The organism is Ruminococcus sporogenes (assembly GCF_054655175.1).
The window spans coordinates 160,100-179,930 of record NZ_BAAHOA010000004.1; the positions used below are offsets into that span (position 1 = coordinate 160,100).

The 19,831-nt window shown below is 42.4% G+C and carries 18 protein-coding genes; 6 read left to right on the forward strand and 12 right to left on the reverse strand.

Features of this window, described 5'->3' with window-relative positions; genetic code table 11:
* Nucleotides 1–37 precede the first annotated feature (37 nt).
* From ACYQ0N_RS13660 to ACYQ0N_RS13675, 4 genes are all read right to left on the reverse strand, one after another.
* A complete protein-coding gene (locus tag ACYQ0N_RS13660) occupies nt 38–3,001 on the reverse strand; it encodes an extracellular solute-binding protein (protein ID WP_177532685.1) in 2,964 nt (987 codons plus the stop codon).
* A 491-nt stretch (nt 3,002–3,492) separates the two neighbouring features.
* Nucleotides 3,493–4,110, reverse strand: a complete 618-nt coding sequence (locus ACYQ0N_RS13665) for a class I SAM-dependent methyltransferase (protein ID WP_177532686.1) — start codon at nt 4,108–4,110, stop codon at nt 3,493–3,495.
* Nucleotides 4,111–4,255: 145 nt separating this feature from the next.
* Complete coding sequence (locus tag ACYQ0N_RS13670; protein ID WP_177532687.1) at nt 4,256–4,897, reverse strand: DUF4352 domain-containing protein; 642 nt, start codon at nt 4,895–4,897, stop codon at nt 4,256–4,258.
* A gap of 148 nt (nt 4,898–5,045) precedes the next feature.
* Nucleotides 5,046–5,216, reverse strand: a complete 171-nt coding sequence (locus ACYQ0N_RS13675; protein WP_177532688.1) for a DUF362 domain-containing protein — start codon at nt 5,214–5,216, stop codon at nt 5,046–5,048.
* 167 nt (nt 5,217–5,383) lie between these two features.
* Here ACYQ0N_RS13675 and ACYQ0N_RS13680 point away from each other — a divergent pair, with 167 nt between their 5' ends.
* Nucleotides 5,384–6,187, forward strand: a complete 804-nt coding sequence (locus ACYQ0N_RS13680; RefSeq protein ID WP_177532689.1) for an amidohydrolase family protein — start codon at nt 5,384–5,386, stop codon at nt 6,185–6,187.
* A 39-nt stretch (nt 6,188–6,226) separates the two neighbouring features.
* Here the strand turns inward: ACYQ0N_RS13680 and ACYQ0N_RS13685 are convergent, their stop codons facing one another.
* Both ACYQ0N_RS13685 and ACYQ0N_RS13690 read right to left on the reverse strand, forming a co-directional pair.
* A complete protein-coding gene (locus tag ACYQ0N_RS13685) occupies nt 6,227–6,604 on the reverse strand; it encodes a DUF4363 family protein (RefSeq protein WP_177532690.1) in 378 nt (125 codons plus the stop codon).
* Nucleotides 6,591–7,277, reverse strand: a complete 687-nt coding sequence (locus ACYQ0N_RS13690; RefSeq protein ID WP_460163012.1) for a DUF421 domain-containing protein — start codon at nt 7,275–7,277, stop codon at nt 6,591–6,593. Before ACYQ0N_RS13690 ends, ACYQ0N_RS13685 begins: the two co-directional genes overlap by 14 nt.
* Nucleotides 7,278–7,485: 208 nt before the next feature.
* On the opposite strand from ACYQ0N_RS13690, the gene ACYQ0N_RS13695 reads away from it, so the two are divergent.
* The 3 genes from ACYQ0N_RS13695 to ACYQ0N_RS13705 are packed head-to-tail and all read left to right on the forward strand — an operon-like array spanning nt 7,486 to nt 11,917.
* The gene (locus ACYQ0N_RS13695) at nt 7,486–8,247 is read left to right on the forward strand and encodes an SDR family NAD(P)-dependent oxidoreductase (RefSeq protein ID WP_177532692.1); all 762 of its coding nucleotides are present in this window, start codon (nt 7,486–7,488) and stop codon (nt 8,245–8,247) included.
* Between the two features lie 16 nt (nt 8,248–8,263).
* Nucleotides 8,264–11,047 (forward strand): sugar-binding domain-containing protein, encoded by a 2,784-nt coding sequence (locus ACYQ0N_RS13700; protein WP_177532693.1) that lies wholly within the window; start codon nt 8,264–8,266, stop codon nt 11,045–11,047.
* An 18-nt stretch (nt 11,048–11,065) separates the two neighbouring features.
* Entirely contained in the window at nt 11,066–11,917 is an 852-nt protein-coding gene (locus tag ACYQ0N_RS13705; RefSeq protein ID WP_460163013.1) for a metallophosphoesterase, read from the forward strand.
* A 93-nt stretch (nt 11,918–12,010) separates the two neighbouring features.
* Here the strand turns inward: ACYQ0N_RS13705 and ACYQ0N_RS13710 are convergent, their stop codons facing one another.
* On the reverse strand, nt 12,011–12,865 hold the full coding sequence (locus tag ACYQ0N_RS13710; protein WP_177532695.1) for an AraC family transcriptional regulator: 855 nt from the start codon (nt 12,863–12,865) through the stop codon (nt 12,011–12,013).
* 88 nt (nt 12,866–12,953) lie between these two features.
* Between ACYQ0N_RS13710 and ACYQ0N_RS13715 the strand changes: the two genes are divergently transcribed.
* On the forward strand, nt 12,954–14,327 hold the full coding sequence (locus tag ACYQ0N_RS13715; RefSeq protein WP_460163048.1) for an MATE family efflux transporter: 1,374 nt from the start codon (nt 12,954–12,956) through the stop codon (nt 14,325–14,327).
* 43 nt (nt 14,328–14,370) lie between these two features.
* Here the strand turns inward: ACYQ0N_RS13715 and ACYQ0N_RS13720 are convergent, their stop codons facing one another.
* The 4 genes from ACYQ0N_RS13720 to purB form a co-directional block, all read right to left on the reverse strand.
* Complete coding sequence (locus ACYQ0N_RS13720; RefSeq protein ID WP_460163014.1) at nt 14,371–14,808, reverse strand: GNAT family N-acetyltransferase; 438 nt, start codon at nt 14,806–14,808, stop codon at nt 14,371–14,373.
* A gap of 99 nt (nt 14,809–14,907) precedes the next feature.
* Entirely contained in the window at nt 14,908–15,831 is a 924-nt protein-coding gene (secF, locus tag ACYQ0N_RS13725) for a protein translocase subunit SecF (protein WP_177532697.1), read from the reverse strand.
* Entirely contained in the window at nt 15,824–17,227 is a 1,404-nt protein-coding gene (locus ACYQ0N_RS13730; protein WP_177532698.1) for a preprotein translocase subunit SecD, read from the reverse strand. Before ACYQ0N_RS13730 ends, secF begins: the two co-directional genes overlap by 8 nt.
* Before the next feature lie 363 nt (nt 17,228–17,590).
* Nucleotides 17,591–19,027, reverse strand: a complete 1,437-nt coding sequence (purB, locus tag ACYQ0N_RS13735; RefSeq protein ID WP_177532699.1) for an adenylosuccinate lyase — start codon at nt 19,025–19,027, stop codon at nt 17,591–17,593.
* Between the two features lie 206 nt (nt 19,028–19,233).
* Here purB and rd point away from each other — a divergent pair, with 206 nt between their 5' ends.
* Complete coding sequence (gene rd / locus ACYQ0N_RS13740) at nt 19,234–19,395, forward strand: rubredoxin (protein WP_177532700.1); 162 nt, start codon at nt 19,234–19,236, stop codon at nt 19,393–19,395.
* Between the two features lie 49 nt (nt 19,396–19,444).
* On the opposite strand, the gene ACYQ0N_RS13745 is transcribed toward rd, so the two are convergent.
* Nucleotides 19,445–19,786 carry a BofC C-terminal domain-containing protein gene (locus ACYQ0N_RS13745; RefSeq protein WP_177532701.1) on the reverse strand — a complete coding sequence of 114 codons (342 nt, stop codon included), beginning with the start codon at nt 19,784–19,786 and terminating at the stop codon, nt 19,445–19,447.
* Nucleotides 19,787–19,831 lie beyond the last annotated feature (45 nt).

Consider the following 19,831-nt stretch of genomic DNA (forward strand, 5'->3'; position numbering starts at 1 on the left):
AAAACGGGGAGCAGGCGCATTATGCGCCCGGCTCACCTTAATTGTCAAGCCCAAGGTTTTCACGTTTTCTCGTAATCTCCTCGTTTATGTCCCTGTTATACCACATCAGGGTATCTCTTGGATTTTCCAGATTATTAACCGTTTCTCTGAAAGCGTTCATAATGTTTCTGGTAGTAGCATAGGAAGCCGGAATAACCGGAATCTCCACAAGCTCGCTTCTCTGCGAATTGAGCTTGCTAAGCTCCGACTGCGACCATGAAAGCTGCTGAAGCGCTTCGGTATTAGCCGCCTCAAAGCGTCCCATTGTACCAAGCAAGCCCTCAATCTGAGTTCCGTATTTAACCTGAACGTCTGTAGACGTAAACCACTTTACAAATTCCCATGCGGCGTCTGAATCGGATACTTTATTAAAGATAACCGCGGCAGTACCGTTTGAGTTGGCGGCGTGGGATATAGTTCCGTCCTCCCTGAGCGTGCCGGGAACGGTTGTGAAGTCCCACAGACCCTTGATTTCAGGCGACGCCACTGAAAGCTGGTTATAGAACGTATAATTCTGAATTACTATCGGATATTCGCCCGTTCTGAATCTGTTGAACGCGTCGTACGTCTGCTCAAAGCCGTATTTTGTATAGAAATCTGTCCATTCCTCAAACGACTGAACCGCTTCAATAGAATCCAGATTGGAAGCCGTCTGCTCCGGATTATAGTAATTCACGCCTTTCTGAAGCATGAGCATCGCAAACGTATGTCCAAGCTCTGTTGCCGGGGAAATATTGGCGGGAGGAAGAACTAAACCGACGCCCATGTAATTTCTCTGTAAAGCGGGAAGCATGTCAATAAGTTCCTGCCAAGTCTCAGGAGGCGAATTTATTCCCAGCTCGGAAAGAACGTCCTTTCTATAAAACATCATCGGCCACATCTGGTTTACCGGAATACCGTAGCACCCACCGTCATACTCATAGTTTACCGTTGCGTTTTCGTGAAATCTTGATTTTACCTCTTCATAATCGCTAAACTGCGAAAAATCCACAAGCAATCCCCTCGCCGCTAAATTGACGGGAAACTCTCCTCCCAAAAACAGCGCTACGTCCGGCCCCTTATCTGCAAGCGTAGCTTCCACAACTCCTCCTACAACAAGGTTTACCGAAATCGGTATGTCGGGATATCGCTGTGAAAAATCAGATTCTACAAGGCTTTTGACAACCTGCGCCTGATCACGTCCGAGATTTACCCAGACATTTATAACCTCGCCGCCGGTTTCCTCCGATAGCTGGGTATAATCCTCAAAGAAAGAGCTCCAGAAGGATCTGATGCTGAACCATAGGGATTTAAAGAAATTTTTCTTAATACTTGAGAAATCCTGATTTTCAGTAGAAAGCTCAATATAGTCTATTTCGAGCGGTTGGTTTCTGTAATCCCTCATCCATGAAGAAATAGCCGTTACATTATCCTTTATCTGTCCGAGATAATCAGGTATTTTGAGGGGCTTCTCAACACACTGGTCAAGAACTACGGTCATTCTTTCTAAAGCCGCCGCCTCAGAACCTTCGGAACCGGCAAGACTTTCAATGTTGTTCTGAACGTCCTTCAGATCCTGTGAAAGCTTCGCAAGCTCGTCTATAAGTCCCGGAATCTTGTCATGAACATAATAATCTGTATATTTATCCGGAGTAGGTCCCGTTATCATTAATATCTGGCGATAATAATTGTTAAGCTCAAAAACCACATTGTCAAGTTTTCTCATGGAGTCTCCGATTTCTCCCGGAATGACCTCCATAGTAATCGTATGACTCGCTCCGCCCGACAAATATATGTACATATCGTCGCCGTTCTTATCCTTGGGAGTAACGACGCTCCAGTCATTGTCATAAAAAAACTTAACCTGATCCAGCTCCTCACAGAGAACCTGGCCGTCAATATAGATTCTGCGATTGGAATAAAATCCTCTCATCTCGTTCTGTCTGGACTTTATTCCCATCTTATACCATCCGCCTTCCGCCGGTATCTCATCCGCAGGCACCTCAAAGGTTATCGTCTGAAGAGCCTTAGACCATGTGCCGCTGCCGATAGTGTTATAAAGCATATTTACAGGACTTGAAGGCGAAACCATATAATTACTGTTATCGTTTGTCGGATAAAGCGTCGAATCGGATTTCTTCACAGCGTTTTCAGCCTCAATCCGAATCAGGCTGCTTTCAGTTCCGCCCTTTTCCGGAGCGTCCTTTACAGATTCCGTATACTCGGCATAATCCGGAAGATCAGACGGATTATAAAATTTAAAATATTCCAGCGCCATATTAGCCTTAGTTCCCTTAAACGAAACAGTATGGCTGCCCTTTTCAAGATAGAATATCAGCGGATCGTTAAAAAGACCGTCAACATCCTTTATATCGGAAGTAAGCCATTCGCCCTTCTGAATCTGAGCCGGCCTGATTTGATTGCCTCTGGAATCCTCGGTTATTTCCTTTTCATTTACCCATACCTTATTAACCGATACTCGCGACGCGGTGTCATAAGGAGAACCGCCGTCTATCTCAATACCGAATTCAATAGTGGTAGCCGTTGATTCAATAGGAAAATACGACATGTTCATGCAGTAAATACCGCTTTCAGGAATATCTACCTTATATGTGATTTCACCCTCGTTTGAATTCCAAATCAAAACGTCAGACTTGGTTTCAGCCTCGTCTCCGTATTCTCCGACGGAAAAATCTCCGTTTTCAGCGGAGCTGTAATCCTTGAACCAGGTAAGTATTTCAGCGTCCGGACGATTTTCGCCGGAATACTGATCGTAATAATCGCTGTACGTATTCTGAGCGACGTAAAGAGGCTCGGTTTCTTCTGATACAGGCGCGACGTCCGCAGCTTCCAGAGAAAGCTCGGCTGAGGAACCGTTATTATCATCTGCCGGCTCTCCTGAAACAGAACCGGACGGTGAAAAACATAAAAGCAGCGCCGCCGAAAAAGAAAGTATTCTTTTGGATATTTTGTTTTTTATCATTTTTTTCCACCTTTCCGTAAAGATAAAAATCCAAGGCGGTATACCTGTTAAAGACCGCGGCTATACGCGGCTCCGCCTTTATGCATATCCGTCCGCATATTCCGTTCGCGGACAGCCGAACGCCCTCCTCACATCTCTGCCGAATAATCTTCGCAAAATAAATAATTTAAAAATGAATCCGCCTTCTGCAACGGCAAGTTGTCAAAAATGCATAAGTATCTGATATTAATTATAGCAATATAAGGCGATATTGTCAAGTTGTAAAATAATATACTGAATTATATCCCTAAACATCCTTATACGTCTTATTTCGATCAGACAAAGCAGAAAAACAGGGCGCTTATCACTAAAGCGCCCTGGCCGCAAGCCCTAACGTTTAATTTTTATTTATTTTGGGGTACCCTTTCCATAAAATCCCTGCTTTTCTCCAACGAAATCAGCGTGAATTTTGCTTGTTGGGAATATTCCAAACCTTTGCACAAATTCTAATTTTATCTCTTTAAATACAAAACTCCAGCACAATAGGAAACCTGTTCAAATTCCAATTGAGAGAAATGTTCTTTCAATTCATTAAAAACAAAATATATCTCATCATCATCCCACTCGTTGCCCATCTGCATTTTACACAATTCCATATCTTTGCGAGTTTTAAAAGCGACATCTCCGATATAGATGCATCCTTCATCGTTCAATAAAGTTATAAGCATATTTAGGAAATCAATTTTCTGCATATCAGTAAGGTGGTGCAATGAGTAAGTAGCAATTATTGCATCATATCTGTTTTGAACCAGTTCATCTGCCAGACCTACCGAAAAATCCCCTTGAAACAGTTTAGCATTAGGCATTTTTTCATAAGCCAGTTCTATCATTTTGTTTGAAAAATCTTGTCCATAGATGTGGCATCCATTTTCATAGAGTTTGGACGTAAGTATTCCAGTACCAAAACCAATATCCAACACCACTTTCCCAGATTGAGCCAGTACGTTGCTACATATTTTGTTTAGGATATCTTTGTATCCTGCAAACGGATATGTTCTATCTTCATCGGATACTCCTACACTCTTATCATAATCATCTGCCCATAAATCAAAACCTTTATTATTTAACATATGTCCCTCCGTCAACTTATTATTTTCAAGATGAACGGCTTTGCCCGCCCCGCAAGCGCGTTTGTCCCTGCTCATAGGCAGACAAGAGAGCGAAAGCAACGAGCGCTTTCGCCTCTTTCCTTATATCTGTCCGTATTGTTTTATTTTATAATTCCTTAACAGCGTCTTTAGTAATATCAAAGGCAAGAGCGTCCTTTTGGCCGGTTCCCTGAGGAGTAAAATAAACGGTCATGGTTTCCCAGACTGAATAAACGCCGATAGCGGCATAGCCCTTAACAGTTTCTCCGGGCTTTAAGGTCGCGTTAAGGGACTCCATATCCTTTATTTTGTCCTCCGCCTTTAGCATTGCTTCCACGCCGGTTGTCACCGTATTTCTCTCACCGTCCATATATTCGACTTTGACATCGAATGCGTTGACGTCGATATCAGAATCGGTATTATTAGTTATTTCAAAAACAAACGCTATTACCTGCCTGTCGTAATTTACTTGCTCCGCCTTTATTTCTCCCACGTCAAAAATATCGGTAAGGGTTACGTCCAGACCGGACACCTCGGATTTAACGCCCTGCTGAATCTGCTGCGTAGGTATATTTTCGATCAGCTCGTCCTGCGGAACAACCTGCCCGTCGCCGTTTTCCATGCCCTCCGTCTGCTGAACGTACTCGTTTGACGAACCGTCATAATAAACTATGCCGTTTTCAGTAACGTTTCTTTTATCGGAACATCCGGCTGAAAAAATTAAAGTTACCGCAGAGCAAACCGTTATAACTTTTTTTATATTTTTCACAATAGAATCTCCTTAAATAAAAAATTTCTGTTTATAATAATATGATTATAACATTATATCGCAAAATTTGCAACAGTTAATAATAAACAAAAAAACAAACTCCCCGTTAAAAAACAGAGAGCTTATTTTCAAATGTATTTCAGTTAAATTACTGAGCTGCCGGAGCGTCAACAGGACATGTGCCTGCACAAGCGCCGCAGTCAATACACTTTTCAGGATCGATAACGTATTTTCCGTCTCCCTCTGAAATAGCCTCAACAGGACATTCTGCCGCGCAAGCGCCGCAGCTGATGCATTCGTCTGAAATTGCGTATGCCATTAAAAACACCTCCGTTTTTGTCTTTTGCGGTATATGAACTGTTTTCTTACAGCCCTAAATATATTCTAACATATTTTTATAAAATTGCAATACCTTTTTTTAATTTAATGGTTGACAAAGTTTTACTAAGGGTATACTATATTTAATAGTAAAAAGGAGATGTTCAGATGTATATTGATTTTCATACCCACGCCTTCGCCGATAAAATTGCGGGAAGAGCAATGGAGGCTCTTTCGGCTACCTCCGGCTTAAAGCCGTATACGGACGGAACCCTGTGCGGTCTTAAAAAAAAGCTCAGGGAACGCGATATTAGCGCGGCGGTCGTACTTCCGATTGCGACAAAGCCGTCTCAGCAGAGGGTTGTCAACGACTGGGCCGCGGATATTAACGGAAAAAACGGTATATATTCGTTCGGAAGCGTGCATCCGGACGCGGACGACGCCGTTCAAACGCTTGAAAGCATAAAGGCGTCAGGACTGCACGGCGTCAAGCTGCATCCGGACTACCAGGGCTTTTTTGTAGAGGATGAAAAAGCTTTTCCCATCTATCAGAAATGCTCGGAGCTTAACCTTCCGATTACTTTTCACGCAGGCTACGATCCTCTTTCGCCCGAACTGATTCACGGTACGCCGGAGGGCTTTCTAAAGGTTTACGAGTCATTTCCTAAGCTTACCATGATAATCGCCCACTGCGGAGGTATGTATCGCTGGGACGGCGTTGAAAGACTGCTGGCGGGAAAAAGCGGCGGCATCTATTTTGACGTAGGCTTCACCGCCGGAGAAATCGGTGAAAAGCAGCTTCTGAGAATTATAAAAAAGCACGGAGCAGACAGAATTCTTTTAGGAAGCGACTGCCCTTGGGACGATCCGGAAAATGAAATTAATATGATCCGCAGACTTCCCTTAAGCGAAGAGGAAAAGGATATGATTTTCTACAAGAACGCCCTAAGACTTCTAAAGCTTGAAATATAATGAAAGCCTCCCGATTCAAGGAGGCTTTTAAAGCATATATCAAAGGATATTGGTCCATCTGGGTATTTCGCTTTCCACTATCCATTTTATAGATGATTCGGCGGTGTCATATTCCGCGTTTAGCTCGTCATTATCAGTTTCTATAAGCGCTTTCAAACGGGACATGGAATTCTGCGTAGCCGAAATTTTATCATTATTGACAAAAACGCTTGCGTAAGTATGAAATTTATCCCATTCCTCCAGCAACGCGTCGACCGATTCCAGAGCTTCTTCCTTTTTTCCATTATCAGAAAGCTCCCTTGTTTCATCAAGCATGGCAATAATTTCGTCGGTTTCATTTTTTAGCATAAAAAAACCTACTGCGCCAAGAACAATTATAGCCGCTATAATGCCTATACTGATTTTAATTCTTATCATTGCCGCTGCTCCTTTTTATCAAATTATATTTTCCGGTTTTATCCGCGGTAAGCAGAAAAATATCAGATATTTTCATATGCTTTCGGTCAATCAGATCATAAAGCCATTGTTTTTTCAGACCTGAAACCTCAAGTCCCTTTTGTATCAGCTTTCCGTCCGATACAATAATAACCGGCGGATCCATTGAGGTTCCCGTAAGGTTAAGATCGTTATTAGTAACATTTCTCTGCGCGAATTTTTCATAGATCGAAACGCTTCCGTTAGTTTCAACAACCGCAAATTGTACGTCGGAAATATCGAATATATTGTTGCCCCGCAGAGCCGTCATCAAATCGTCCACCGAAAATCTCAGTTCTCTCATAACCTTCTGATCAAGCGTTCCGTCCCTGATTATAACCTTGGGGCTGCCGGACACTATATGCCGTATCCTTTTTGATTTCAGGGATATCCACGACATTATTACCTCAAAGCAGACAAGCGACAATATAGGAAGAATCCCCATTACAAGCGGTATATTCAGGTCCTCAAGCGGAAGGGTGGCAATATTTGAAACTAAAATAGTAATAACAAGCTCCGACGGCTGCAGCTCGCCTATCTGCCTCTTTCCCATAAGTCTGACTGAAAATATTACAATTATATATAAAATAATTGCACGGATAAATACAATATTCAAATGAAACCCTTCCTTTCTAACGCGCTGTATTTCATAATTAATCTTATTTTACACAATATTCGTCAAGCTATTCAGAAATTAAAAATAATCCTATAATATAAATAAAAATTAAAAAAATAAAAAAATAATATTCACTTTTATTTTTACCATTATAATGCTATAATAAATACACAAAATATAAAATAATTGATTGGAGTCAAGTAAAACTATGTTAAATATCAATTTAGAAGGAAAAACCGCCTTAATAACCGGTGCGGCCGGACAGCTTGGACGCGTCATGTGCGAGGTATTGGCGCAATGCGGAGCAGATATAATCATACATTATAACTCAAACGCCGAGCAAGCAAGGCTTATCGAGGAAAAAATAAAGTTTATGGGCAGAAACGCCGTTTCAGTTCAAGCCGATATAACCAGCCAAGATTCGATCGAGCGTATGAAGAAACGCGTTTCAGAGTTCAAAATGCCCGATATAATCATAAATAACGCGGTTATTCAGTATGAATGGAAACCGCTGCTGGATCAGGACATAAAGGATTATTACAGTCAGTTTGAATCGTGTGTGATGCAGACGGTTTATATGACAAAGGCCTTTGCCCCGTATATGATCAAACAGAATTACGGCAGGATAATAGCTATAAACACAGAATCCGCCGCCCTTGCAGAAGCCGGATGCAGCGCGTATACTTCTGCCAAAAGAGGGCTTGACGGAATTGTACGATGTCTTGCCAAGGAGCTTGGTCCCAGCAATATTACGGTAAACCAAATCGCTCCGGGCTGGACAATAAGCTTTGCAGACAGAGAAAACGGAACTCAGAAGCAGGAGGCTTACGACTCCACCGTACCTCTGAGACGAAGAGGTACGGATAAAGAAATCGCCGCTATGGCGGCATTTCTTGCGTCTGATCTTGCGTCGTTCACAACCGGAGCATATATTCCGGTAAACGGCGGCAGAGTTATGCCAGCCATTTAGGAAAGGAAAAAGCAAAATGAAGAATATTATCTATCTTGACGGCTCTTGGGATTTCCGCCTTGACGCCGATAAAGCGGGGCTAAATCAGGGATACTTTCATTCCTCCTTTAACGATACCATAAATCTTCCCGGAACCACCTCGCAGTCAAAAAAGGGAACGCCAAATAAAGAACGGGAGCCGGGCTTTCTTACAGATGAATATAGGTTTGAGGGATATGCCTGGTATAGAAAAAGCTTCAATATAAAAGAAAAAAACTTTAAAAATGCGAAGCTTTTTCTTGAAAGAACAAGAAAAACAATGCTCTGGGTAAACGGCCGGCAAACCGGAAAAGTCCTCGACAGCCTTAACGCTCCGCACATATACGATATAGGAGAATCGCTGAGAGCCGGGGAAAATACTATAACAATAATGGTTGACAACACCGATTACCCCACCAATGGAGGACATATGACCTCTCAGGATACCCAAACTAACTGGAACGGAATTACGGGAGAAATCTCGGTAAGGATTTATGAAGACGTTTATATCGACAATATCCGGACGTTTCCGGATATACATAATAAATCCGTTAAGGTTAAACTCCGTATAAACGGAGCTGACGGTATCAATATAGCAGTCTTTGCTTTCATAGAGGACGATATCCACGAAAAGCAGCATTTTGAGCTTTGCACCGACGAATATGGATATTCAGAATTTACTTACAAAATGGACGGAGATACAAAGCTGTGGAGCGAATATACTCCGTATATTTATACCTTGGTTATAGAACTCGAAAGCGGAGAATCCATACGGACTTGCTTCGGCATGAGGGAATTCAGTACGGAGGGAATGGAATTCAGAATCAACGAAAAGCCCGTCTTTCTCCGAGGTAAGCACGATGGAATGGTTTTTCCTCTGACAGGCGCGGCTCCCACCGATACTGAAAGCTGGATAAAAACGCTGAAAACCGCAAAGGATTACGGAATCAACCATTACCGCTTTCATACCTGCTGCCCGCCCGACGCCGCGTTTACTGCGGCCGATCTACTGGGAATTTATATGGAACCGGAGCTTCCGTTCTGGGGAACAATTCACGCGGAAAACGAGGAGGGCTTTAATAAAGAGGAACAGGAATATCTGATAAGCGAGGGATATAGAATTCTTGAAAGCTTCGGAAACCATCCGTCCTTCGTAATGTTTTCACTGGGCAACGAGCTTTGGGGCAGTCCTGAAAGAATGAACCTTATACTAAAAAACTATAAGGAATTCGACAGCAGCCGTCTTTATACCATAGGTTCGAACAATTTTCAGTTCTACCCTACCATTGTTGAAAACGACGACTTTTTCTGCGGAGTTCGACTGAGCCGTGAAAGACTGATAAGAGGCTCCTACGCAATGTGCGACGCTCCGCTTGGACATATACAGACGGACATTCCCAATGCTTCTCATTGCTATGACAACATTATATGTCCGGCAGCTTCCGACGCCGTTGAAGCTGAGGAAACAGAAATTGAAATTCAATACGGAACAGGAGTTAAAAGAGTTAAGGCCTCCGGCAGCAAGGCCGGACTTGAGCCGAATATTCCTGTAATTTCCCACGAGGTAGGTCAATATTCATTTTATCCCGATTTTAATGAGATAGATAAATATACCGGCGTTTTGAAGGCGGAAAATCTTAAAATATTCAGAGAACGTTTGGCTGAAAAGGGTATGCTCAGCAAGTGGGAGGAATTTTTCAAGGCAAACGGAAGATTCGCCGCGGAATGCTATAAAAATGAAATAGAAACCGCAATGCGTTCTGAAAAGCTGGCAGGCTTTCAGCTTCTGGATATTCAGGATTTTCCCGGACAAGGCACGGCGCTGGTCGGCATACTCAACTCATTCATGGAAAGCAAAGGTTTTATAACTCCTGAAAAATGGAAGGGCTTTTGCTCCGATAAAATCCTCCTTGCGGACTTTAAAAGCTATGTTATAACCGATAAACGGTTTACAGCTTCGATATACGCCAGATGCTATAAACCGGAGGGATTTAAGGACGATTATATAAGATGGGAAATTTCTGACGGCGGTCGCACCGCCGGCGGAGGAGAGCTTGCGGCGGACGGAAACAAAACAGGTCTTTTCAAGATAGACTCTGTAAATTGGAATATCCCGGAGGATTATAAAACGCCGAAAAAACTGACGCTTACCCTTACTGCGAAAAATACTGAAAACAGCTATGATCTCTGGTATTTTCCGGAATTAAAAAGCTGGAATCCCGCGGACGGCAACAAAATAATTGTAACTGATAGTACGGATACAGCCGTTAAAACGCTGAGGGAGGGCGGAAACGTTTTGCTCGCCTCAGAAAATCTGAAAAATTATGTGGAGGGAACCTATTGTACCGATTTCTGGTGCTATCCTATGTTCAAAACCATATCGGAACAAATGAATAAGCCTGTTCCTGTGGGAACAATGGGACTTCTCATAGATAATTCCCATAAAGCTCTGAAATATTTCGCAAGCGAATATTACTCCACGCCGCAATGGTACAACATAGTAAAAAGCGGAGTATGCGCCGTTTTGGACGACGCTCCGAAGGATTTTTACCCGATAGTACAGACAATTGATAACATAGAAAGAAACCATAAGCTCGGAAATCTGTTTGAAGCAAACGTTTTAAACGGAAAGCTTATCGTATGCACAATGTCGCTGAGGCGGCTCTTCGAATCAATAGAGGGAAAATGGTTTGTTAAAAGCGTCTGCGATTACTGCGGCTCCGAAAGCTTTAATCCTAAGTATCGCCTTGACGAGGAATATATACGTTCAATATTCATATAAAACTGTGAGGAAAATAATATGGAATTGATTTTTTTAGCGCTTTGCTTTATAACTCTCGCGCTTATTTACTTCTTTGCAGAAAACCGACTTCTTTTAACAAGAAAATACAAAATAAGGCTCGGCACAGATAATGTGCGGAGCCTGAAAATCGTTCAGATTTCCGATATACATAAAAGCAATAAAAAAAATAAGATTATTTCAAGAACAAAACAGTTAAAACCGGATATTATCTTGCTAACCGGAGATATGATTTCGAGATCAGTCAGGGATATGTCCGGAATAGATAACCTAACGCGCTCCTTATCAGATTTATGTCCTGTTTATGCCTGCCCCGGAAACCATGAGCTTGATCTGCCCTCAGAAATATACGAAAAGTATAAAACGATTATGCAGAAAAACGGCGTTATTTATCTTGAAAACCGCCGGACGGTCTTTGAACGAAACGGCGTTAAAATAAATATAGCGGGAGCCTCTCTGAGAAAAAGCGTCTATCGGGACGACAAGGGCGGATATAAAAGACTTCACAAATATACCTCCGAAGAGCTTGAGGAGGATATAGGTCCAAAAGCGGGTTTTACATTATTGCTGGCGCATAACCCGCTGTGCGCCAAGGCTTACAGCCAATGGGGAGCCGATATTGTTTTCTGCGGACATATACACGGCGGCGCCGTAAGACTGCCTCTTCTGGGCGGACTGCTTTCTCCTGAAAGAAAATTTCTTCCTGAATACAGCAAGGGAATCTATCGTATAGGCAAAACAGAAATGATCGTTTCGGGGGGGATCGGCAAGCCGAGACTTTTTAATCCCCCTGAGATAGTATTCTGCGAATTAATCGGAAACAATAAAAAAATTCTTAAAATTGCGAACTAAATCGTTTAAGGTCAATATTACATAATATAATCGTCATAATCATCTCTTGAAAAATAAATTTTATACTGATATACTATTGTTTGTTGGAAAAGATTATTCGTCCTTGCGAGATCGCTTTCTAACCTCTCCGGGACTGCACCCATACTGCTCCTTGAACTTCTTCACAAAGAGCTTATAGTTATGGCAGAAGCCATGCTTATCTGCAATACTGCCTATTGTATAATCGGTGTTTGCGATATCGTAATAAACATGCTCAAGACGAATAGCGAAAACATATTCCATGAACGTCATGCCCATATATTTTCTGAAAAACCGCGCAAAATATTCCCTGTTAAGGGCAACGGCCTCGGCTGCGTCCTGCAGCGTTATGTTTTCGGCATAATGCTGACGGGCATATTGAAGAACAACCCCCAGTCTTTGAATATTCCTGTCAGTTTTCTTTTTCAGCGCAGGATCTGCGCTCGACTTGAATCCCTTAACGAGCTTATAAAGCAGCTCATAAACCAGCGAATTAAACATTAAAATATAACCGTCGTCTCTCGGGGCTTCAAAAAGACTTTTGAGCTTTTCAAGAGTTTCCCTGACTCCGGCATTATTTCCGTTTCCGTCTGACGCAGCCGGCGCGCTGTAGCAGTTGAACTTAATAATGTCAATATTGGATATACTTTTTTCCAGAATCTCATAGGGAATCTGAAGCAGCAGATGACGGCCTTTTTCACGGCATATAACAGAATGTATAGTTTTTGAATTCACCACTATGAATCCGCCCGGCTTTAGCATATAATTGCTTTCGCTTATATTAAGCGTCATTCCGCCGGCAATTAGATATATTATTTCAAGACCGTTGTGCCAATGCTTTGAATTAAAAAAACCGTCTGTATCGTAGATTTCAAACAGCATTCCTGTTTCAGGCTGATATTGAATCTGTTCATGACTGTAATTTTCCATTTATACACTCCCCTATTTATAATATAATCATATTTTACCATAAACTTTAAAATATAGCAATACATAGAAAGGATGATGAGCAATGTCAATGACAAAAGAAATGACGTCGGGAAAACCATATAAGCTTATACTGAGCTTCGCCATACCGTTAATACTCGGCAATGTGTTTCAACAGCTTTACAATATGGTCGACACTGTGATCGTAGGAAAATTTGTTGGAGTAAACGCGCTTGCCGGAGTTGGTTCGACAGGCGCTATTAATTTCCTTGTTATAGGCTTTGCTCTGGGGATATGCAGCGGATTTTCCATTATGATCGCTCAACGCTTCGGAGCCGGAGATTATTCGGGAATGAGAAAATTCATAGCAAATTCTATTTATTTATGCATAGCGGTAGCGGTGATACTCACAGCGGTAACGATGCTCCTGACTAAGCCGATATTAACCGTTATGAACACTCCCAAGGAAATATACGATTACGCTTATAATTATATCATTATTATATTCGCCGGAATATCAGCCACCATGTTTTATAATATCCTTTCGGGTATTTTAAGAGCAGTGGGAGACAGCAGAACTCCTTTGATTTTTTTAGGAGTATCCTCAGTTTTAAACGTAGGCCTTGACCTTCTGTGCATCATTGTATTTAAGATGGGCGTTGCCGGCGCGGGTATAGCTACCGTAATATCGCAGGCAATATCTGCTTTCCTTTGCTTAATATATATCAGAAAGAATTATGATATACTGAGATTTGAACATGACGAGTTTAAATTCGAAGCGCACAGAGCCAAAAGACTTGTTTCTGTAGGAATACCAATGGCCTTGCAGTTTTCTATAACGGCAATAGGCAGTATTATACTGCAAAGCGCCGTTAACTCTCTAGGGACCGCCTCCGTGGCCTCGGTAACGGCAGCTACGAAAATACAAACGGTAGCCATCGGCCCCATGGAAAGCCTTGGAATAACAATGGCAACCTACTGCGGACAGAACAGAGGCGCGGGAAAATATACAAGAATACGCGTCGGTATAAGGCAAAGCCTGATAATGTCCATGATCTACTGCGTTATTTCTGCTTTAGCGGTATCGTTACTGGGCGGATTTATGACAGTTTTATTTGTTGAATCGAAGCAAACCTCTCCGGAAGAGCTTAAAGAAATAATAAGCCTTTCGGTAAAATATTTAAGGCTCAACAGTATATTCTATCCTGTTTTAGGAATACTTTTTATTTTAAGAAACGCTCTCCAGGGAATGGGCTACAGCTTCCTTCCCATGATGGCCGGCGTAAGCGAGCTTATAGCAAGAACTCTTGTAGTATTTGCATTCGTTTCATCGTTCGGTTTTATGGCGGCATGTCTGGCAAGTCCGGTTGCATGGCTGTTCGCAGACATACTTCTTATTATAACCTATTTTTTAAAGATTAAGGAATTGAAGTCAGAGCTGATTTTTAAAAAGGCAAGAGTATAAAAAAATGGTTTCGCATAAAAAGCGAAACCATTTTTTAACGGAATTATAAGCGGTTTTTGCATTTGTGCCACTCCATCAGAAGTTCTCTTTCCCCGAAATCCTTATCCGGCCGTTTATTTACTGTAATAAAACCTTCCCTTTTGTAAAAATCCACTGCTCGGTTATTTTTTTCATAAACGTCTAAGGAAAGACGCATACGATTCATTTTAGCAAAATCTATCAGCTCTTTTCCGATACCCTTTGAACGGTATTCATACTCTACAAATATTCCGGCTATATAATCATCGTTTAATCCAATAAATCCGGCAATAACGCCGTCTGTTTCATAAACCCAGACCTCGGCCTTTTTTACGGCTCTTCTGACATACTCATAATTTTTATGCCAATAATCCGCACAGATAAACCAATGAGCCTGAATATTTCCGTAAAGCCATATATCCATAACCGCTTCAACGTCCTCGTTCCTCAGCTTTCTAATCATAACGCTTCGCCCCTTTAATAATAACAAACGCTATATTCCAATTCTGAAATACTTATATGCCCTAAGGAAAAAAAGCCGCCTTTTCAGGCGACTTTTGTTTTATTTTTTGCTTAATTTTCTTTCATTCCACCAAACCCATAGCTGTGAAGCAATGAAAAGGCTTGAATATGTTCCGGCCGCCATGCCGACTATCATCGGAATGGAGAAGCTCAGAATCGAGCTTACACCGAAGCAGTAAGCGACTATTGTAACTATAACCATTGTCGAAACAGTAGTAACGGACGTTCTGATAGAACGTCTCATAGACTGCGACGTACTTACGTTTACAAGCTCCGCCACAGAAGCCTTTTTCATGATACTTTTGTTTTCTCTTATTCTGTCGTATACTACGATAGTATCGTTTACAGAATAGCCGAGTATAGTAAGAATAACGGCGATAAAGTTTGCGTTTATCTCATAGCCTAAAATTACAAATGTACCGAAAACAAAAATCAGGTTATGAACAAGACCGACAACCGCGCATACGCCCGCGGACCAGCCGCTTATCTGTTTGAATCTGAAAGCAATATACAGGATAATAAGCAAAGCGGCAAGAACTGAAACGATTATGCATTTTATAAAAAACTCGCGACCGGAGGTAGGATTTACATCGTTTGAATCCAACTGCTCAATACCGGCGTCAGGGAATTTCTCTTGCAGCAGGCTTGTCAGAGAATTCTGTTTTTCCGCTGAAAGTCCCTGATCATAGCTGAAAGAAATTGAAAACGTATCTGCGTTTCCTGAAAGGCTCTCGCCCTTCTGTATGGTTACGGGGGTATCCAGCAGCTCCTCTATATCCTTCTTAACGGAATTGACGTCGCATTCTACCTCAGAGGAATAGGAAATTATAGTTCCTCCCTTAAATTCAATGGCGATTTCAACGCCTCTGATTACTGTAAACACTATTATTCCGACAATCAATATGAGAGGAATGAGAAACCAGATTTTTTTCTTAGCTGAAAAATCATAAACTTTTTTAGTCATTACTCTCACCTCCGTAAAGCTTCTTATTTCTGAAGATCTTAAACCTTGAAAGTGAATAAACCATCAGTCTTGAAGCAAAAACGCCCATTACAAAGTTCATCAGTGTTCCTATAAGGAGCGTAAAGCCGAACGAATAAATAACGCCCTCCGTTGTCGCGCCTATTCCAAACAGACTGAGAACCTTATTTAACCCGCTTGCAAAGAAACTGTCAGGCGTTCCGAACGCGCCCATAAGAATTACAGCGACGATAAGTCCGGTCAGGTTTCCGTCAAAAATAGAAGAGAACGCTCTCTTATAACCGGCTCTCAGCGCGGAGTCAAGGCTCTTTCCCGCACGCAGCTCTTCTCTTATACGCTCTCCGGTAATTATATTGGCGTCTACGCCCATTCCGACCGTCAGGATAATACCGGCTATACCGGGTATTGTAAGCGTCGAGCTTGGCATAAATCCAAACCAGCCGGATATGCATGCGAGCGTTACGGCAACCTGTCCTATAATAGAAATAGCGGCAACAAAGCCTGTAACCTTGTAAAGAAAAATCATATAAACCGCAATAAAGGCAAAAGCGATAATACCGCTTATTATCATAGCCTTAAGCGCGCCTGTTCCCAGCGTCGGTGAAATTGTCTTAAAGCTTGACGTTTCCAGCTTGAACGGAAGCGCGCCGGAATTTATCTTATCCGCAAGGCTCTTTGCGCTGTCAGCGGTAAAGCTGCCTGAAATGACCGCCTTTCCGTCTGTAATAGCCTCGTTTACGGTCGGCGCGGAGATCATATTGTTATCCATCCATATGGAAATGGATTCGCCTGTTCCAGCCATAGTAGACGTAACTGCGGAAAAGGTTTCAGCCGCCGTATCCGTCAGCTCAAGCGACACGACATAGCTGTATGTACCGTCGGCTTCAGCCTGTCTCAAAGGCTCGGCTTTCTTTATGTCGGTACCCTGAAGCACAATATCTCCTGCCGGGGATCCGTCCTCATTAGTATCAGTTCCTACCCTAAACGAAAGCATAGCCGTTTCTCCAAGCTCCTTTACGGCAGCCTCAGGATCAAAGTCCTTTTCTCCGGCCTGCCACGGAAATCTGACGATAATTCTGTCGTTTTCCGTATCCTCGTATACCTCGCTGTCATTTATATTAAGCGAAGCAAGTCTGAGCTTTACTACTTCAAGAGCCGCGTCAAGCTGCTCGTCCGTTGCTTCCGCCCCGTCGGCCGGAATAAACGTAACGTCGACGCCGCCCTGAATATCTATTCCCAGACGGATATCCTCAACGCCCTTGATCCGTACCGTCTTTATGTCGCCGTATTGCGTTGAAAATCCGAACACTACGGAAGCGGCAAAAACAAGTATCAGTCCGAAGACGATGAAAAATACCGGTTTCTTTGCATGTTTCACATTCAAACCTCCTGTATATTTTTTCCCGGCATAATACACGTTTTATATGCCGGCAGTTACTTATAATTATATGATTATTTAATCAACATGTCAAGTGATTTTTGCATATTTGCCGTTTTTTCATTGTTTTTTCACAAATTCCGGAAAGCTCCTAAATTTGTCAACAACAATCTTTCCTTCGCCATCAATCAGAGGAGTAATAAATCTCGACTTGTATCGCCTGCCAAAATATAATTTACGCCTGTCTGACTGTCGGCAATTACTTTAAAATATCTCCCATGTCTAACGACTGCTGATCTTTTACGATAAAACGCTTTTCCGGCTTCACCTTTTTTGTCTTATCAGACATTTCCAGCCTCCGAATCAGTTCTTCATCTCAAAGGTTTCGTTAAGAATATTCCCGTTTTCATCGAGGATTGGCTTAATGTATTCATCTATAAATTCCTCAACCTGCTGACCGCTTCTTCCTGTAAAATTCTCCGGCTTCATAATAGCGTCCATTTCTTCTCTTGTAATCATGAACATAGGATCTGCAAGTATTCTTTCGCAAAGATCGTTATCCAGCCCTTCCTCCTTGACCCTTTTGCCGGCCTCCATTGAATACTGTCTGATCTTTTCATGAAGAGCCTGTCTGTCGCCGCCCTTTTTAACGGCGTCCATCATAATATTTTCAGTAGCCATAAATGGCAGCTCCGCCATAACCCTTCTGCGGACAATCTTAGGATAAACGACCATTCCGCTTGTCACGTTAATCATAATATTTAAAATTGCGTCCGCCGCAAGAAATGCCTCCGCGACTGAAATTCTCTTGTTTGCGGAATCGTCAAGCGTTCTTTCAAACCATTGAGTTCCCGCGGTAAACGCCGGATTCAGACAATCTATCATAAGATACCTTGAAATCGACGTTATTCTCTCGCATCTCATAGGATTTCTCTTATAAGCCATAGCGCTGGAGCCTATCTGGCTTTTTTCAAAGGGCTCTTCCATTTCCTTAAAAGACTGCAGGATTCTCATATCGTTTGAAAACTTGCTGCATGACTGGGCTATTCCCGCAAGAGCGTTTACCGCAAAGCTGTCAATCTTTCTAGAATATGTCTGACCGGAAACCGGAACTACTCCGTCAAAGCCCATTTCCTCAGCTATCATTTTTTCAAGCTCCTTGATCTTTCCGGTATCTCCCTCAAACAGCTCCATAAACGAGGCCTGCGTCCCGGTAGTACCCTTTGAACCCAAAAGCTTTAAATCTGAAATCCTGCGCTCTGTTTCAATAAGATCCATCAGAAGCTCGTTTATCCACAGCGTCGCCCTTTTGCCAACAGTAGTAAGCTGCGCCGGCTGAAGATGAGTATAAGCAAGGCACGGCATATCCTTATATTTCATGGCAAAATCTGAAAGCTGGGCTATAACATTTATCAGCTTTCTGCGTATAACTTTGAGCGCGTCACGCATAATAATTATATCGGTATTATCGCCGACATAGCATGATGTTGCGCCGAGATGAATTATACCCTTTGCGTCGGGACATGCCTTGCCGTAGGTATAAACATGCGCCATAACGTCGTGGCGTACCTCCTTTTCCCGTGCGGCGGCAGTTTCATAATCAATGTTTTCAATATTGGCTTCAAGCTGATCTACCTGCTTCTGAGTAACAGGAAGCCCCAGCTTCATTTCAGCCCTTGCAAGAGCAACCCAGAGCCTGCGCCATGTGGAAAACTTTTTATCCGCAGAAAAAATATACTGCATTTCGCCGCTCGCATAGCGGGTGCAGAAAGGACTTTCATAGCTGTTTGTATTACTCATAAAAGTTTAAGCTCCTTTTTTATCAAATATTAACGCTTAATTATATCACATATCGGTATGAAATGTCAATTTTCCGAGGTCTTTCCGGCTGCTCAAACGCAGATCATAATTTTTAGCTTGACAAGCGCGGCATACAATGCTATTATATGGTTACGATCCGTCCGGATTATGTTCGGACAAATAAAAATAAAAGGAGATATTTAATTATGCAGAAATACCAGTGCGATCCATGCGGTTATATTTACGATCCTGAAACAGGCGATCCTGATTCAGGAATAGCTCCCGGAACAGCGTTCGAGGATATTCCTGACGACTGGGTATGTCCGGTATGCGGAGTAGGAAAGGATATGTTCAGTCCTGTCGACTGATAAAAGCTAAAGGACGGCTTTATTAGCCGTCCTTTAGCTTTTATCTGAATTACGAGGTATAATCCTCCAGCAGAGAATTCAGCTCCTGCTCTGTACGGACATAAATTCCGCTTTTAAGCTGTTCTTTGTCATAGTCGGACATTACCGCGGTAGATATTCCGAGAAGCCGATAGGGAGTCTCACTGCTGCCTCTGAAAACCGCAAGCTCGCCTCCGAATTCCTTTAGCATAAAGCCCACCTCCGTCTGCGTTTCTGCAACGCTGTTTTCCAAGCTTCTCCTATGAGCCTCGGCACGCTGTCCCTTTATGGAATAAGCAAGAGAAACGATAACGATTATTGCGGAAAGCGCCAAAGCCGTTATAATAGTGTATACAATGTGCCGTCTTGTCATTTTTTACCTCCATTTTTACATTATTCATAAGTATTTCTCTTATTA

Excerpts from the sequence above, each read along its gene's own strand:
- ACYQ0N_RS13660 (WP_177532685.1), bottom strand. The coding sequence starts at position 3,001 with ATGATAAAAAACAAAATATCCAAAAGAATACTTTCTTTTTCGGCGGCG.
- ACYQ0N_RS13665 (WP_177532686.1), bottom strand. The coding sequence starts at position 4,110 with ATGTTAAATAATAAAGGTTTTGATTTATGGGCAGATGATTATGATAAG.
- ACYQ0N_RS13675 (WP_177532688.1), bottom strand. The coding sequence starts at position 5,216 with ATGGCATACGCAATTTCAGACGAATGCATCAGCTGCGGCGCTTGCGCG.
- ACYQ0N_RS13680 (WP_177532689.1), top strand. The coding sequence starts at position 5,384 with ATGTATATTGATTTTCATACCCACGCCTTCGCCGATAAAATTGCGGGA.
- ACYQ0N_RS13685 (WP_177532690.1), bottom strand. The coding sequence starts at position 6,604 with ATGATAAGAATTAAAATCAGTATAGGCATTATAGCGGCTATAATTGTT.
- ACYQ0N_RS13695 (WP_177532692.1), top strand. The coding sequence starts at position 7,486 with ATGTTAAATATCAATTTAGAAGGAAAAACCGCCTTAATAACCGGTGCG.
- ACYQ0N_RS13700 (WP_177532693.1), top strand. The coding sequence starts at position 8,264 with ATGAAGAATATTATCTATCTTGACGGCTCTTGGGATTTCCGCCTTGAC.
- ACYQ0N_RS13705 (WP_460163013.1), top strand. The coding sequence starts at position 11,066 with ATGGAATTGATTTTTTTAGCGCTTTGCTTTATAACTCTCGCGCTTATT.
- ACYQ0N_RS13710 (WP_177532695.1), bottom strand. The coding sequence starts at position 12,865 with ATGGAAAATTACAGTCATGAACAGATTCAATATCAGCCTGAAACAGGA.
- ACYQ0N_RS13715 (WP_460163048.1), top strand. The coding sequence starts at position 12,954 with ATGACAAAAGAAATGACGTCGGGAAAACCATATAAGCTTATACTGAGC.
- ACYQ0N_RS13720 (WP_460163014.1), bottom strand. The coding sequence starts at position 14,808 with ATGATTAGAAAGCTGAGGAACGAGGACGTTGAAGCGGTTATGGATATA.
- secF (WP_177532697.1), bottom strand. The coding sequence starts at position 15,831 with ATGACTAAAAAAGTTTATGATTTTTCAGCTAAGAAAAAAATCTGGTTT.
- purB (WP_177532699.1), bottom strand. The coding sequence starts at position 19,027 with ATGAGTAATACAAACAGCTATGAAAGTCCTTTCTGCACCCGCTATGCG.
- rd (WP_177532700.1), top strand. The coding sequence starts at position 19,234 with ATGCAGAAATACCAGTGCGATCCATGCGGTTATATTTACGATCCTGAA.
- ACYQ0N_RS13745 (WP_177532701.1), bottom strand. The coding sequence starts at position 19,786 with ATGACAAGACGGCACATTGTATACACTATTATAACGGCTTTGGCGCTT.